Source organism: Mangrovimonas sp. DI 80 (assembly GCF_001975575.1).
GTDB lineage: Bacteria > Bacteroidota > Bacteroidia > Flavobacteriales > Flavobacteriaceae > Mangrovimonas_A > Mangrovimonas_A xylaniphaga.
Genome location: NZ_MSDT01000002.1, coordinates 1,179,012 through 1,194,815, shown reverse-complemented (window position 1 = coordinate 1,194,815; position 15,804 = coordinate 1,179,012). Strand labels below are relative to the sequence as shown.

Below are 15,804 nucleotides of genomic sequence, written 5' to 3'. Positions count from 1 at the left end.
CCGCTCCCATAATCAGAGCGGTTTTTTATTTTTGCAGCATGGCAAATCAAGACGATCAATTTAAAAAAGTAATATCGCACGCAAAGGAGTACGGATATATATTTCAAAGTAGTGAAATATATGACGGATTGAGTGCTGTTTACGACTACGCACAAAATGGTGCTGAACTAAAGAAAAACATACGCGACTATTGGTGGAAAGCCATGGTACAGATGCATGAAAACATTGTAGGTATCGATGCCGCAATTTTTATGCACCCAACAACCTGGAAAGCGTCTGGGCACGTCGATGCCTTTAACGATCCATTGATAGACAATAAAGATTCCAAAAAACGATACAGAGCCGATGTTTTAATTGAAGAGTATTGCGCTAAAATAGAGGCTAAAATCGACAAGGAAGTAGCCAAGGCTGCAAAGCGTTTTGGAGAAGCTTTCAACAAAGAAGAATTTATCTCTACCAATGCTAGAGTTTTAGGGTACCAAGAGAAAATCAACAGCATATTGTCACGCATGGCAAAATCTTTGGAAAACGAAGATTTGGCAGATGTTAAAGCACTGATTGAAGAACTGGAAATTGCAGATCCACTAACAGGTTCCAAAAACTGGACAGATGTGAAGCAATTCAACCTTATGTTCGGGACCAAGCTGGGTGCTTCGGCAGAAAACGCGATGGATTTGTATTTGCGTCCAGAAACGGCACAAGGGATTTTCGTTAACTTCCTAAACGTTCAAAAAACGGGCCGTATGAAGATTCCTTTCGGGATTGCGCAGACAGGAAAGGCGTTTAGAAATGAAATTGTAGCAAGACAGTTCATCTTTAGAATGCGTGAGTTTGAACAAATGGAAATGCAATTTTTCATCAAACCGGGCACTCAAAAAGAATGGTTCGACCACTGGAAAGAAGCTCGATTGAAATGGCATTTGTCCTTAGGCCTTGGAGCGGATAACTACCGTTACCATGATCACGAAAAATTAGCACATTATGCCGATGCTGCTACCGATATAGAATTTAAGTTCCCATTCGGATTTAAGGAATTGGAAGGGATCCATTCCCGCACAGATTTCGACTTGAAACAGCACGAAGAGTTTTCTGGTAAAAAACTTCAATATTTCGATCCTGAAGAAAACGCCAGCTACACACCTTACGTATTGGAAACATCCATTGGTTTGGATCGTATGTTCTTGGCCGTGTTCTCAAATGCTTTAGAAGAAGAAGAGTTAGAGAACAATACTACTAGAACAGTATTGAAATTACCTGCAGTTTTAGCACCTACGAAAGCGGCTATTTTGCCATTGGTGAAGAAAGACGGTTTACCAGAAGTTGCAAGACAAATTGTAGAAGACTTGAAATGGGATTTCAATGTGGTATATGATGAAAAGGATGCCGTTGGAAGACGCTATAGAAGACAGGACGCCCTAGGAACTCCATTTTGTATTACCGTAGACCACGATACTTTGGAAGACCAAACAGTTACCATCCGTCACAGAGATACTATGGAGCAAAAGCGCGTGAAAATTGAGGAATTAAGAGATCTCATCAAGCAAGAGGTTGATGTTAAAAATTGGTTGATGAAGATGTAAATTTCATCTCTCTTATAGAATAAAAAAATCCCAACCGAATGGTTGGGATTTTTTTATTAAAAATACGCTTTCAATTGAACCGTCCCTGTATGGATGGTTTTAGAGGTTTCAGTTTTACGTCCAAAATAGTTAAGATTAAGGTCTAAAAATTTGGTCAGCTTCTTTTGAGCCAAAAGCGTCCAAGTAAAGTTCTTCCCTGGCTGCAACCCTTCCAAAATTTGATATGATACCGGTGTATTCAAATTTCCTTCAAAAGTATTTTGAAACATATTAAGCTCTCCAGTTAAAGATACCTTTTGGGCCTTGTTATAAGTAAAAGACATTCCGTAATTGTTTTGTGACAACGTTTCCAATCCACCAATAATATTTTCTTTGGTCGTGTATTGGTAAAACACATCAAATCGAGCATTTTCATTGAATAAATACGATAGTTTTGGATGACACCTTACCTCTTCAATCTCATAATTCCTACTAGAATAATTTTCACTTAAACTTTCATTGGTCCCCAAACTATTCTGAAAGTTAAACAACCAACTCTTGGCAAACTTATGGTTAAAGTTGAGCTGATGGCTTTTCAATTTATTCTCTTGAAACCCTATCGATAAAACTGTCCTATTTCTGTTATTTAAAAAAGTATATGAAGTTGTATAACGCTGCTTGCCACGATTAAAAAACAATACATTCCTGATACTTTGGCTCAAGGCCAAAAGATCATCCTCTTCCGTTACAAATGGATTTAAATTGAACTCCCCGCCTTCCCTTCTGTTTTTTCCATCTATTAAAAAGGAAGTCTGATTGTAGAAATGAGACAGAAACTTCTTTGTTCCCTGCTCCTCAACAGACCATTGCGCAGGATTTAAGGTCAAGGTCTGGCTCAATCTGTTTTGGTGGGTCTTTACAAATACTTGGTTTGGCAACAACACCCTGATGAATTCACCTTCATCCTGAAACTGGGCTATTTCAAATTCGTTGAGTTCCTGCACCCCATTGTCATTATAATCAATCCACTTATAACTTCCCTGCCCTGGCTCCACTTCTACATAGGTAAAATCTTGTTGAGGCAAAGTCCCCGAGTTGGTTTCATAAATGGTATTCCAAAGCACGATTTGATTAAACAACTTTTGATTGAACACCACCCTAGAGTTTAAAGATTGCTCATCTTCAATTTCAGCATCCACCGATTTTAAATTTCGATAATTGACATACACCCCAAGGTTGGTATTGGTATTTTGGATGAGTTTTGATTTGAAATAATAGGTATTGGAGTGGCTCACTTTTGTAATACTGTTATCTCTTAAACTATCATTGACACGATGTTTATAGCCCAACTCCACAAACACCTGTGTACTGTCCCCAACACCTGTAAAAACTTCATAAGCTGTAAAACGCTGACTCAAATTAGTAAGCTCATCCGTAGCACGTTCACGTTGCTCATTATCTTCCATCGCAAATTTGCCTCCCACCCATTGCTTATAAAAACTATAGGTAACACGGTTAAAACTTCTTAAGAACGTAGATGTCGTCAAGCTACTCCTATTATCCAAAAAGCTAGAATTTGAATAAATACTCCACTTATTCAAATACAAGTTGGCAAAAACATTATGCTTATTGCCATTAAAATTTTCAGAGAAATTTAAGTGCTCAAACCTATAATTGGCCATGCCTTTTTTAGAGTGCAGCAATTCCACTCCGGCCGTTAATAGACTTTGATTTCCCAAAGGATCTTCCAAATTCCAGTCTCTATTAAATTCAGCGTAGTACAACCGCTGAATGGTCTTAAAATTCTTTTGGATGATATCCCCATCAACAAACACATTTAAGTTCCACAAACTATCTGTTTTCACCAAAGCCTGTTTCACTTTCAACTTCGCCGCAAAACCATCATTATTGTCATCGTCCAAAGTAGAAAAAAGGTTTTCATCATTTTTGCTCCCAGCTACTTCAAAATAAATATCGGTTTTATCCGTAGGTTGATAGGAAGCATTTACTACAGCCAATTGCAATTTGGTTGGAGCTATCAGTTTTACAACTGGCTCATAATTTCCTTGTGGCACACCATTTATCGGTGCAACGTATTCATAAATATTAGAGATAGCATCGCTACTCACCAAAATATAATTGCCTTGATTGTTCCCAACCAAAGTAAACTTTACGCTGTACAGTTCATCCTCAGGATTGCTCGAGAATACATAAATTTCTTCTCCGTCAACAACGGCCTTCCTATAGAGAATTCTGTTCTCACTATAGGTTTCGGGAATGGCAGAGGGTGCCACCATCAATGAATTATCGTCTCCTGCGTTGGACAAAATTTCCTTTTGATCGTCGGACAAGTTTTGCTGCAAAGGCTGATTTTTAGCATCTACTTCGGAATAGACAGAAGCTCCTATTTTAAGCTTTTCGGTTTCATGGGCACCACCACCGAACACTATAAACCTGGAATAATTGCGCTCACTGAATTGATAATCGACCGTGATACGCATTTCCGAAGTAATAGGATAGGTAGAATTGAAAATAATCTCTCCCGCATTGTAATCTATGATATAATCCTTGTTTTCACCCCGCTCCACAGGCACTCCATTCACATACACCGTTTCACTTCCTGACACTATCAACACAAACAACTCATTATTGGGGCCTCGCAATTTATAAGGCCCTTGATTTCCTTCTTCTGCCGTAAATTTACTCGTCGTAAATTGCCCTCTCACCAAAGCCCCCGAACCAAACAAATTGGTTTTTGAATTGGGATGTTCCAAATTTGCATTTACCAACAAACCCTGAACCCGCTTACTAAAATTTCCAAAATAGGTATTGGTGGTTCCTAAATCGATATCTCCCGCCCTGATGTTCCATCGGTCGCTCATCAGTTCAATAAATACCTGATCAAATTCATCCAAACGTTGGGAATAGCCACTTTCCTGCAGAGGAATATTAGCATCTTGAATAGATGCCCTTAGAGATACTTTATCACTCAATTTTCCAGAAATCTGCAAATCCAATTCACTATTCAACACCGAATTCTGATTGTTCCCAATCGTTACTCCACGAGAAATACTCCCTGAAGTAGACAATCCTTCAAAAGGCGTAAATGTTTTCTCCACAGTAGACTGCTGCAGTTTGTACAGACGCTGCATGTCTTTGGTATCTTCAACGATGATTTTGTCATCCAACTGAAAATAACGCCGTGTCATAAAATCAGGGAACCGCAAATAGTCTACAACAATAGTATCCGTTTCAATTGGCTTTTTAAACACCAATAAGGCTTTTGAAAAATCGATGGAATAAAAGGACGAATCTACAAGAGTGTTCTGTTTGGTTTTCACCAAAAACCTACTGGAATTAATACTCACCGTATCAATTTGAACGGTATCGCGAACAGCCAGTTTTTTAGTCCTGTAATGTGACGGAAGTTCCTGCGCAAATGCACAAAACGACAGGAACAAACATATAACACTTAGCGGTATTCTCATTACGGGATTTAAACTTCCTTTTCAACAGTTGTCAAACTTTGGTCTTACATATCACCTTTAAGACCGTAGTATTTCATCTGATACTAAAACTTCATAAGATAAAAATTATTTTATCGTTAAAAGCTCCATAAAATAATGGCGTAAAAGTACTGTATTATTTATTTTAGCTGAAATTTGCCGTTTCTTAAATCGCATCTGTACAAAACAGAACAAATGGCAGCATTCTATTTAATTTACAATCATATATGAAAATCATTTCTTACAATGTCAATGGCATCAGGGCAGCTATTAACAAAGGATTTATGGACTGGCTCAAAAGTGCAAATCCCGATGTTATCTGCCTTCAAGAAATAAAGGCTATGGAAAGTCAATTGGACCTCGATCTTTTTGCCGAAGCGGGCTATACTCACAACTACTGGTTCAGTGCGCAAAAAAAAGGCTATAGTGGCGTTGCCATTTTAAGTAAAATTGAACCCGACCATGTTGAATATGGCACGGGAATTGAGTCTATGGATTTTGAAGGCCGAAACCTGAGAGCTGACTTTAATGGGGTTTCTGTAATGAGCATGTATTTACCTTCAGGAACCAACGACGATAGGTTAGCCCACAAATTTGAATATATGAACATGATTCACGAATATTTAGATAAGTTACGCGAAACCCACCCAAACCTAATTGTATGTGGCGATTACAATATTTGTCATGAGGAAATTGATATCCACAATCCTAAAATGAAGGGAGTTTCTGGTTTTTTACCTGAAGAACGCGAATGGTTGGGACAGTTTATCGATAGCGGATTTATAGATGCCTTCAGACATTTGCACCCAGAAAAACAAGAATACACTTGGTGGAGCTATAGAGCCAATTCCAGAGCCAACAATAAAGGCTGGCGTTTGGATTACAGCATGGTAACCGAGCCTTTACAAGAAAAAATCAAAAGAAGCGTTATCCTGTCAGAAGCAGTTCATAGCGACCACTGTCCAATTTTATTGGAAATAGAAGCTTAAACCAAATTTTATTACTAAACAACATTTAAAAATTTATCCCGTATGCTTAAAAAAATTTCAGTTGTTGCCCTTTCACTTATGCTGGCCACTTCCTGTGTTTCCAAAAAAATCTACACCGATTTGGAAGACAAATATGCCGAATTGAAGAAAGAGAATCGCGATTTGGCTGACCAAAACAGCAGCCTTTCGGAAAGCTTGAACAAGACCAAAAACGATCTTGACAGATTACAAAAAGAATATGATGCTGCCGTAGCACAGCGTGACGCCTTAAAAAGTGACTACGAAGCTACCAAAGCCAACTTATCCAACCTGAAGTCGTCTTACGACGCCCTTGAGAAAAACAGTTCTTCGGAAATTGCAAAGAACGTACAGAAAAACCGTGAGCTTCTGGCACAATTGGAAGCTAAAGAACAGGCTTTAGCCAATGAAAATGCCCGTTTGGAAAAACTAAAACAAGAATTAGAAGCCCGCTCACAACGTGTAGCAGAATTGGAGCGAGTGATTGCTTCCAAAGATGCAGCCATGGGACAACTTAAGGATGCCATTTCCAAAGCCTTGACCAACTTTGAAGGCAAAGGATTAACCGTTGAGCAACGTGGTGGAAAAGTTTACATTTCTATGGAGAATAAATTATTATTCCAATCAGGAAGCTGGGCCGTAGGCGCCAATGGTAAAGAGGCCGTTCAGCAGTTGGGTAGCGTATTGGCGGAAAATCCAGATATTGCTATTTTAATTGAAGGCCATACAGATGACGTTCCTTATCAAGGCAATGGGCAATTAAAAGGAAACTGGGATTTGTCTACAAAACGTGCCACAGCCATTGTAAACATTTTAAGAGAAAACCCTTCCATCAACCCAGAAAACTTGACGGCTGCCGGACGTGGAGAATTTGCGCCAATTGCTTCCAATGACACTCCAGAAGGGAGAGCAAAGAACAGACGTATTGAAGTTATTCTAACACCTAAATTGGACGAAATCTCCAAACTGTTGGAGGATATCTAAACCAATAACATTAACATAGTTTTAAAACCTTTCCCTGCTTAGCGCGGAAAGGTTTTTTTTATCTTTAACCTTCTTTTTTTCAAATACAAAACAGCAACTTACAATGATATACACCACATTACCTCATACCGATATAAAAGTTAGTAAAATTTGTTTGGGCACCATGACTTGGGGCAACCAAAACACCCAAGAAGAAGGTTTTGCCCAAATGGACATAGCTTTGGATAAAGGCATCAATTTCTTTGACACTGCCGAAATGTATCCTGTTCCTGCAAGCCCTGAAACACAAGGATCGACCAGTACGATTATCGGCAACTGGTTAAAGGAACGGGGAAATCGCGACAAGGTGATTATCGCTAGTAAAATTGTAGGCCGCCCTAGTGATTATACAGCCCATATTAGAACTACAGGACTTCAGGGAGATTCCATTGATGAAGCCGTAAACAATGAATTAAAACGGCTTCAAACGGATTATATAGACCTGTATCAAATTCACTGGCCAGAACGTGAAACCAACACCTTTGGAACTCGTGATTACAAACACAATCCCAATGATGCATGGGAAGACAACTTTAAGGAAGTGCTTCATAAATTAGATCTTCAAATTAAAGCTGGAAAAATCCGGAATATTGGATTAAGCAATGAAAAGGCTTGGGGAACCATGCGCTTTTTGGAAGAATCCAAAAAGAACAGCTTACCTAGAATGAAAACCATTCAAAATGCTTATTCCCTTTTAAACAGAACTTTTGAAGGCGATTTGGCAGAAATCTCCATGCGGGAAAATATTGGCTTATTGGCCTATTCACCAATGGCTTTTGGAGTGTTGTCTGGAAAGTATATCAAAGGTACGGCAGCCGACAATGCTAGATTAAAACTATTCCCTAGATTCTCTAGATATAGCAGCGAACAATGTACCGAAGCTACAAAACGCTACCTAGAAATTGCTGAAGACAACAATATGACATTGGCCCAAATGTCGTTGGCTTTTGTAACCCAACAACCTTTTGTAACCAGTAATATTATAGGTGCTACCAGCTTAGAACAACTTGAAGAAAATATCGGAAGTATTCATGTAAACTTAAATGATGATCTTTTAAAAGCTATCAATGACGTGCATACAGCAATGCCAAATCCTGCTACTTAAACATATCATCATTAAAAACAAAAAACCCCTTCCAAAACTGTTTGAAAGGGGTTAATTTTTTGATATTATTTGATTTCCTTACCATTTTTATCATAAAAATGATATTCAAGATACGTGTAAGCATCTCTGGGTAATACTTTTACCCATTTTTTATGTTCTAAAAACCATTTAGAACGTATTGAAGGAAAACCTTTGGTTAAAAAGGCTGCTATAAAAGGATGTGTGTTTAAGGTCACCTTTTTGTAGTCTTTTTTGAAAATACGTTCCATGTCTTGGGTAATCTTCTGCACAATTTTAATTGGTGCTTCTATTTCGTCTCCAGCACCATTAGGATTTTCTTCCTTGGTTTCAATATTGCGCTCTGGGCGTACGCGTTGTCTGGTAATTTGTACCAGCCCAAACTTACTAGGAGGCAATATTTTATGTTTTGCTTTATCATCCTGCATTTCATCGCGAAGATGATTATAAAGTTTTTTACGGTTCTCTGCTTTCCCCATGTCAATGAAATCCACTACGATGATCCCACCCATATCGCGCAAGCGCAGTTGTCGGGCTATTTCTGATGCTGATATTAAATTGACTTCTAAAGCAGTGTCCTCTTGATTTTTTTCTTTGTTGGAGCGATTACCACTGTTAACATCTATAACGTGAAGGGCTTCGGTGTGTTCAATTACCAAATAGGCGCCCTTGGCCATAGATACTGTGCGTCCGAAAGATGTTTTTATTTGACGCTCGATACCATACTTTTCAAAGATTGGCACGCCATTTTTATACAACTTTACAATAGACTCTTTGTTAGGTGCAATTTCTTGCACATAATCTTTAATTTGACCGTACATAGCTTCATCATCTACGATAATGCTAGAGAATGAATCGTTAAAAATATCCCTTAAAATAGAGGATGCCTTGTTCATTTCTCCCAGCACTTTACTTGGATGATGTGCTCTGTTTAATTTTTTACACATGGCCGTCCACCTGTTGAGCAAGTTTTGCAGATCCTTGTCCAATTCGGCAACCTTTTTGTCTTCGGCTACGGTACGTACAATTACTCCAAATCCTTTTGGCGTAATGCTTTTTACCAAGCGTTTCAAACGGTCTTTTTCCTCTTTGGATTCAATTTTTTGTGAAATTGAAATGCGATCTGAAAACGGCACCAACACCAAATAGCGCCCTGCAATAGACAATTCTGAACTGATGCGGGGACCCTTGGTGGAAATAGGCTCCTTTACAATTTGAACCAAGATGGATTGGTTGGCTTTTAATACATTTGAAATGCTGCCATCCTTATCGATATCCTTTTCAAACTGAAAGTTTTTGAGTAAAAAATCGGTGTTTTTTCCTGTGCTTACACGTTTTACGAATTTTAAAAGCGAAGGAAGTTTTGGACCCAAATCATGATAGTGCAAAAAGGCATCTTTTTCATAACCCACATTCACGAATGCGGCATTTAGGCCCGGAACAGCTTTTCTAATTTTGGCTATAAACACATCACCAACCGAAAAGTTATTGTCTTCTTCATCTTTATGTAATTCAATAAGTTTTCCATCTTTTAATAAGGCAAAATCAACAATATCGGAACCTGATCTAATAATCAATTCTTTATCCATACTGTAAATTTATATCCACCCCAAAAAGCTTTGGAGGCAGATGGATTATACTTTTAATTTTTGACACAGAAAGTATTTTCCGTTAAGTCCATGCAAGCCAAAGTACTAGCAAAATGGGCATGAACTAAATATCAAAGAACGTTACATTAAAAAATGAAAAAGTAGTTAAAAAACTACTTTTTCATTTTATTTCTTTTTGTGACGGTTAGCGCGTCTTCTTTTTTTACGCTTGTGCGTTGCTACCTTGTGTCTCTTTCTCTTTTTACCACTTGGCATAAAATTGTATTTTAAAAATTAATATTTAGGTTAAAAAGTTAGTTAACTTCTACGTTTGTTTTTACGCCTTCTACAAATACTTTTGCAGGTTTGAACGCTGGGATATTGTGAGCAGGAATTTTGATAGTTGTATTTTTAGAAATATTTCTTCCTGTTTTTTCTGCTCTAGTTTTGATGATGAAACTTCCAAAACCTCTTAAATATACATTGTCTCCATTCTCTAAAGAAGCCTTTACTTCTTCCATGAAAGTTTCTACTGTTGCTTGCACGTCGCCTTTTTCCATTCCTAATTTGTCGGAAATCTTCGCTACTATATCAGCTTTTGTCATCGTATTTAATTTTAGGGTTATTATTAATTATTAAGGGATGCAAATATAGGAATTTTAATTTCAATATTTCAAACCTAATTAATTAAAATTTAAGCTTATAAAGGATTATTTTCGCAAAAATTAAAAATTTGAAATGAATTTTAAGGAGAAATTAACTCACTGGTACTCAATAAATAAACGAAGTCTTCCATGGCGAAAAACAAAAAACCCATATCACATTTGGCTCTCCGAAATTATTTTACAACAAACCCAAATCAAACAAGGATTACCCTATTATGAAGCTTTCGTTAAGGAATTTCCCACCGTATTCGAGCTTGCCAATGCCAACGAACAGGAGGTTTTAAAACTGTGGCAAGGCCTGGGGTACTACTCAAGAGCTAGGAATCTTCATTTTACAGCTAAATATATTGCCAACAACTTGCAAGGTATATTCCCTAACAACTATAAAGGGCTGCTACAATTAAAAGGTGTTGGCGATTATACGGCCAGCGCCATCGCCTCCATTTGCTTTGACGAACCCGCTGCTGTGGTAGACGGAAATGTATATAGAGTACTTGCTAGGCACTTTGGCATTCACACTCCTATTAATAGTACAAAAGGTATCAAGGAATTTAAAGAATTGGCAACCTCACTACTTGACAGCCACAATCCTGCGGACTATAATCAGGCCATCATGGAATTTGGAGCCATACAATGCAAGCCCAACAATCCAGATTGTAGCCAATGCGTCCTGCAGGAAAGCTGTGTGGCACTTCAAACCAAAACGGTAACCGAACTCCCTGTAAAGCTAAAAAAAGTAAAGGTTAGCAAAAAACATTTCAACTTTTTGGTCTTGATATCTTCTAAAGGAGAAACCATTTTTAAAAAGCGAACGGGAAAAGGAATTTGGCAAAACCTCTATCAATTTCCTTTAATAGAAACCGAGCAACCTTTAAAATCTTCAACTTTTAAAAAGCACCCGCTTATTATAGATTATTTTAAAGAAATGGATTTTGAATTCTCCTTATATAATAAGGACACGATTGTACACAAACTCTCTCACCAACATTTACACACCAAGTTTTGGATTGTTGAAATAGATCAATTACCAGAAAAGGGTCTTCCAATTTCGAAGCTGAAAGAGTTCCCCGCACCAATACTGATTGGCAACTTTTTGGATGAATTTCGATTCCCATTATAAAGACTCACAAATTTTTCTTACTTTTAAGAAAGTCATTGAAAAATGGTTAATTTTGCTAATACAAACACACAAATTATATGTCTGGAACCTTAAATAAAGTGATGCTTATTGGGCATTTGGGAGATGAAGTAAAACTACATTATTTTGAAGGAGGCAATTGTGTGGGCCGCTTCCCTTTGGCAACCAATGAGACATACACCAACAGACAAACCAACGAACGTATCACCAATACCGAGTGGCACAATATTGTGGTTAGAAACAAAGCCGCAGAGATTTGCGAAAAATACCTAACCAAAGGTGACCGTATTTATGTGGAAGGCCGCATCAAGACCAGAAAATGGCAAGATGAAAAAGGTATGGACCGCTACTCTACGGAAATACACTGTACCGACTTTACATTTCTAACCACAAAAGGCGAATCCCAGAATTCGGGATCAAGCCAGCAGCCGCAAATGCCACAAGCACAGCCAATGGCTCCAGATACAATGGACGACAATGACGATCTTCCATTTTAATTTGTTTAACTAATCTCTTTTGAATTGGACCCTGAACCCCCGAGTTTCATATTACCTTTAATTTCCATCAACGTTCCCTTAATTTCTGGAATTGTACTGCTTGTTGTTTTATTAATATGTTCCGCCCTTATTTCTGGGGCAGAAGTCGCCTTCTTTTCTTTAACCCGATCAGACATCGATAACGGTCTAGAAGAAAAACCCAACACTTTTAAAATTATTTCCAACCTTTTGGAACGCCCCAAAAAGTTATTGGCCACCATTTTGGTTGCCAACAATTTTATAAACGTGGGTATTGTAATCCTGTTTGCCTTTTTGGGCGAACACCTATTTGCTTCCATTGAAAGCTATTGGATGAAATTTTTCTTGGAAGTAGTTGTGATTACCTTCCTAATTTTATTGTTTGGAGAAATCATCCCTAAAATATACGCTAGCAGAAACAGGGTAAAGTTCTCCACTTTTATGAGCATTCCGCTCCAAGTTTTGGATGTTATTTTCACCCCCATTACTTTGCCAATGCGTTACATCACCATTGCCATCCACAACAAATTGGGCAAGCAAAAATCCAATTTAAGTGTGGATCAATTATCACAGGCTTTGGAACTCACAAGTGAACAAGACACCACTCGCGAAGAGCACAAAATTTTACAGGGAATCGTTTCCTTTGGAAATACCGATACCAAACAGGTGATGAAACCCAGAATGGACATTTTCGCCCTTCAAACCGATCAAAAGTATAGTGAAGTCATTGAACAAATCACAAAAAATGGTTACTCCAGAATCCCTGTCTACAAAGATAGTATCGACTCCGTTATCGGGATTCTATATGTAAAGGATTTACTCCCACACATAGACAAAAAACAGTTTGACTGGACAACGTTACTCAGAGAGCCGTTTTTTGTTCCTGAGAACAAAAAATTGGACGATTTAATGTTGGAATTCCAAAGCAAAAAAGTGCACTTAGCAATTGTGGTTGATGAGTATGGTGGGACATCAGGCGTTATTTCTTTGGAAGATGTTATCGAGGAGATTGTTGGCGACATTAGCGACGAGTATGACGACGATGATTTGTCATACACCATTATTGACGACAAGAACTATTCCTTTGAAGGCAAAACCCCTTTAAAGGACTTTTACAAAATCATCAAGATAGATGACGAATCTATTTTTGAAGACCATAAAGGCGAAGCCGAAACCATCGCCGGATTTGTTCTTGAAATTTCTGGGCTGTTCCCTAAGCGCAACAGCAAAATAAATTTCAAAAACTACGTTTTTACCATAGAGGCTTTAGATAAAAAACGCATTAAGCAAGTAAAGTTTACTATTTTAGACGCCTAAAAGTTCCTTTTTAGGATAATATCATATTAAAATGAAGAGATTAGCAGCAGTTATTTTGGCAGGACTTTGTCTATCATGTGCAGAAGACCCAATTCCAAAACCAAAGGCTTTTTTACGTTTAGATTATCCCCAAGCCAATTACCATACGGTACAGACTGCATTGCCTTTCTCATTTGAACAAAACGAAATAGCTGAAGACATTGACAATATTAAGGTAGATAAATCCAAAAATACTTTTGGTTTGGACATTCAGTATCCAGAAATGAAAGGGACCATTTACCTAACCTATAAACAAGTGAACAAGGATAATTTGGAATCCCTGATTAAGGATGCCCAAAACCTTACCCAAAAACATGTCGTGAAAGCCGATGAGATTATCGAACAACCTTACGAGAACAAATTACATAACGTTTTCGGGATGTTTTACGAAGTTGGAGGCAATGCCGCCAGTCAATCGCAATTCTATGTTACAGACAGCGTAAACCACTTCCTAACAGGTTCTTTGTACTTTTATGCAAAACCAAATTACGATTCCATTTATCCTGCTGCCGTGTATTTAAAAAACGACATTAAGCATATCATGGAAACCATTACTTGGAATTAATTATTTATAGAAAAAAGAAAAAGCCATCAACGTGTTGATGGCTTTTTCTTTTATTATGCTTAGCTAGAATTTCTACTCATTCAAAATCCATTCTCCACCTTCTTTAATAAGGCTCATGGTTTCAACCGCATTACTTCCATTGTAAACATCATAGCTCAACACATATTTCTGTCCTTCTTCGGCCGTAGGGTCAACCACATTGGCCATAAGGTCTGTTAATACCGTAAACATCATATCGTCACTCCAAGAAGTACCTCCCCCTGTTCTATTAAAGTTACCATAATTTGCCAAATTTCCAGCGGCCGCCTCAAATCCAGGCTCAGACGCATAGGTGGTGGCAATATAATCGTAATCAGCCCCTGTTAAAGTATATTGGATTGTATTATCTGGCACCCATTCCGTTCCATCAAAACCAAATTGCAAACTAGATTCAACTGTAGACTCATGTCCTGTCCAAACCCCATCAATTACCGTATATAAATTCCCTCTTAACTGCGGACCTGACGAACTCGAAGAATAGTCATAAATCACAAAAAGCTGCTCCTCCTCTTGGCCGTAAGGGAAATTAATACTCATAAACGTTGGCAAATAATTATTTGGTGGAATTGAACTTCCAAAGGTATTGTTCTCTCCTGGTTGCCCTTCACCTTCTCCCATGGCATCAAAATCGGCAGAACTTAAAAAATAAACACCTTCCATTGGAGTCCACTCATCTCCCGAATACATAAAAAACTCACCTTTTGAATTATATTCACCTGAAACCCCTAAAGCTTTTACAAGCAACTGGTCCACCTCCCAAGAGGCCGCATCGTCTGCTGTAGATTCATATTTTAAAGCTATATGGATGGTCTCCCCGTCATACGCCGACAAATCATAATCTTCAGAAAGTATAAAATCCCAATTATTTCCAGCTGGCGCATCTGCAAAATCAATGAGTTCCCAAGTTGCTGCCATCACGTCTCCTCCAGTTGTATAATTTGAAGAAACTAATACTGATAACAATGACACATCATCAGCATAGTTAATGGCTTGTCTAATTTGTACTCTAATATCTGTTTCTCCAGACAAATCCATTTCTGGAGAAATTAACCAATCTTCATTTACGATAGAGCCACCATCATACCCACTCATATAGGCATATTCCACTCCTCCAAATGATGCAGGTTCCCATACTTGACCATCTCCAGCAACACTTATGTTTTCAAATCCATCAAGTGACCCGTTAAAATTATATTCAAACAAGCTTGCAAAACCAACTTCAGGATCCTCAAAGTATTGTCTGTATCTAGCCAATACTATTTGTCCTTCAGTAGGTGCCTCAATTTGGTTTTCCAAAACAGATATTACTTTCGAGGTAGCATCCACATTAGGGTAATACCCAAAAGCATCACTTCCTGAAGCGGCGTAATCTGCGATTGTTAATTCATACTCATCTGCCCCTGTAAAATCGCTTACTCCTTCTGCATTCCCAATATAAAGGTTATAGAATACATTAACAGATGACCCTGTGTCCAAATAAGGGTACAATTCTGCCAAATACGGAGGCAACAATTCCCGAGCTTCATCTTCGGAATTGAAACTTCCGTATTGCAAGTCCAACTCATCGTAATCATCATCCGTCAAAGTCAATTCTATCGATTCAACAACTCCAACTGCATTTTCTCTTGCTTCATCGTGAAGGTCATCCATGGGGTTACAAGAACATACGATTGCCCCTAAAAAAATTGCATATAAATAAAATACTCTTTTCATCGCTTT

Annotated in this window: 12 protein-coding genes; 8 read left to right on the top strand and 4 right to left on the bottom strand. The window is 38.1% G+C overall.

Going from position 1 to position 15,804, the window contains the following annotated elements:
* Positions 1–38 precede the first annotated feature (38 nt).
* The gene (locus tag BKM32_RS05800; RefSeq protein WP_076662920.1) at positions 39–1,580 is read left to right on the top strand and encodes a glycine--tRNA ligase; all 1,542 of its coding nucleotides are present in this window, start codon (positions 39–41) and stop codon (positions 1,578–1,580) included.
* 56 nt (positions 1,581–1,636) lie between these two features.
* Here BKM32_RS05800 and BKM32_RS05795 read toward each other — a convergent pair whose 3' ends face one another.
* Entirely contained in the window at positions 1,637–5,047 is a 3,411-nt protein-coding gene (locus tag BKM32_RS05795) for a hypothetical protein (protein WP_076662919.1), read from the bottom strand.
* Between the two features lie 245 nt (positions 5,048–5,292).
* On the opposite strand from BKM32_RS05795, the gene BKM32_RS05790 reads away from it, so the two are divergent.
* From BKM32_RS05790 to BKM32_RS05780, 3 genes are all read left to right on the top strand, one after another.
* Positions 5,293–6,054 carry an exodeoxyribonuclease III gene (locus BKM32_RS05790; protein ID WP_076662918.1) on the top strand — a complete coding sequence of 254 codons (762 nt, stop codon included), beginning with the start codon at positions 5,293–5,295 and terminating at the stop codon, positions 6,052–6,054.
* Between the two features lie 42 nt (positions 6,055–6,096).
* A complete protein-coding gene (locus BKM32_RS05785; protein WP_076662917.1) occupies positions 6,097–7,056 on the top strand; it encodes an OmpA family protein in 960 nt (319 codons plus the stop codon).
* 103 nt (positions 7,057–7,159) lie between these two features.
* Positions 7,160–8,200, top strand: a complete 1,041-nt coding sequence (locus BKM32_RS05780) for an aldo/keto reductase (protein ID WP_076662916.1) — start codon at positions 7,160–7,162, stop codon at positions 8,198–8,200.
* A 65-nt stretch (positions 8,201–8,265) separates the two neighbouring features.
* On the opposite strand, the gene BKM32_RS05775 is transcribed toward BKM32_RS05780, so the two are convergent.
* Positions 8,266–9,807 carry a ribonuclease E/G gene (locus BKM32_RS05775; protein WP_076662915.1) on the bottom strand — a complete coding sequence of 514 codons (1,542 nt, stop codon included), beginning with the start codon at positions 9,805–9,807 and terminating at the stop codon, positions 8,266–8,268.
* A 314-nt stretch (positions 9,808–10,121) separates the two neighbouring features.
* Entirely contained in the window at positions 10,122–10,412 is a 291-nt protein-coding gene (locus BKM32_RS05770) for an HU family DNA-binding protein (RefSeq protein ID WP_053976877.1), read from the bottom strand.
* Between the two features lie 133 nt (positions 10,413–10,545).
* On the opposite strand from BKM32_RS05770, the gene mutY reads away from it, so the two are divergent.
* The 4 genes from mutY (at position 10,546) to gldD (ending at position 14,046) form a co-directional block, all read left to right on the top strand.
* Positions 10,546–11,592, top strand: coding sequence for an A/G-specific adenine glycosylase (mutY, locus tag BKM32_RS05765; protein WP_076662914.1), 1,047 nt, complete (start codon positions 10,546–10,548; stop codon positions 11,590–11,592).
* A 77-nt stretch (positions 11,593–11,669) separates the two neighbouring features.
* Entirely contained in the window at positions 11,670–12,107 is a 438-nt protein-coding gene (locus BKM32_RS05760; protein ID WP_053976875.1) for a single-stranded DNA-binding protein, read from the top strand.
* Positions 12,108–12,131: 24 nt separating this feature from the next.
* Positions 12,132–13,442 (top strand): gliding motility-associated protein GldE, encoded by a 1,311-nt coding sequence (locus BKM32_RS05755; RefSeq protein WP_076662913.1) that lies wholly within the window; start codon positions 12,132–12,134, stop codon positions 13,440–13,442.
* Between the two features lie 31 nt (positions 13,443–13,473).
* The gene (gene gldD / locus BKM32_RS05750) at positions 13,474–14,046 is read left to right on the top strand and encodes a gliding motility lipoprotein GldD (protein WP_076662912.1); all 573 of its coding nucleotides are present in this window, start codon (positions 13,474–13,476) and stop codon (positions 14,044–14,046) included.
* Between the two features lie 72 nt (positions 14,047–14,118).
* Here gldD and BKM32_RS05745 read toward each other — a convergent pair whose 3' ends face one another.
* Positions 14,119–15,798: a choice-of-anchor J domain-containing protein gene (locus BKM32_RS05745; RefSeq protein ID WP_076662911.1), complete on the bottom strand. Its 1,680-nt coding sequence runs from the start codon at positions 15,796–15,798 to the stop codon at positions 14,119–14,121.
* Positions 15,799–15,804: the final 6 nt, after the last annotated feature.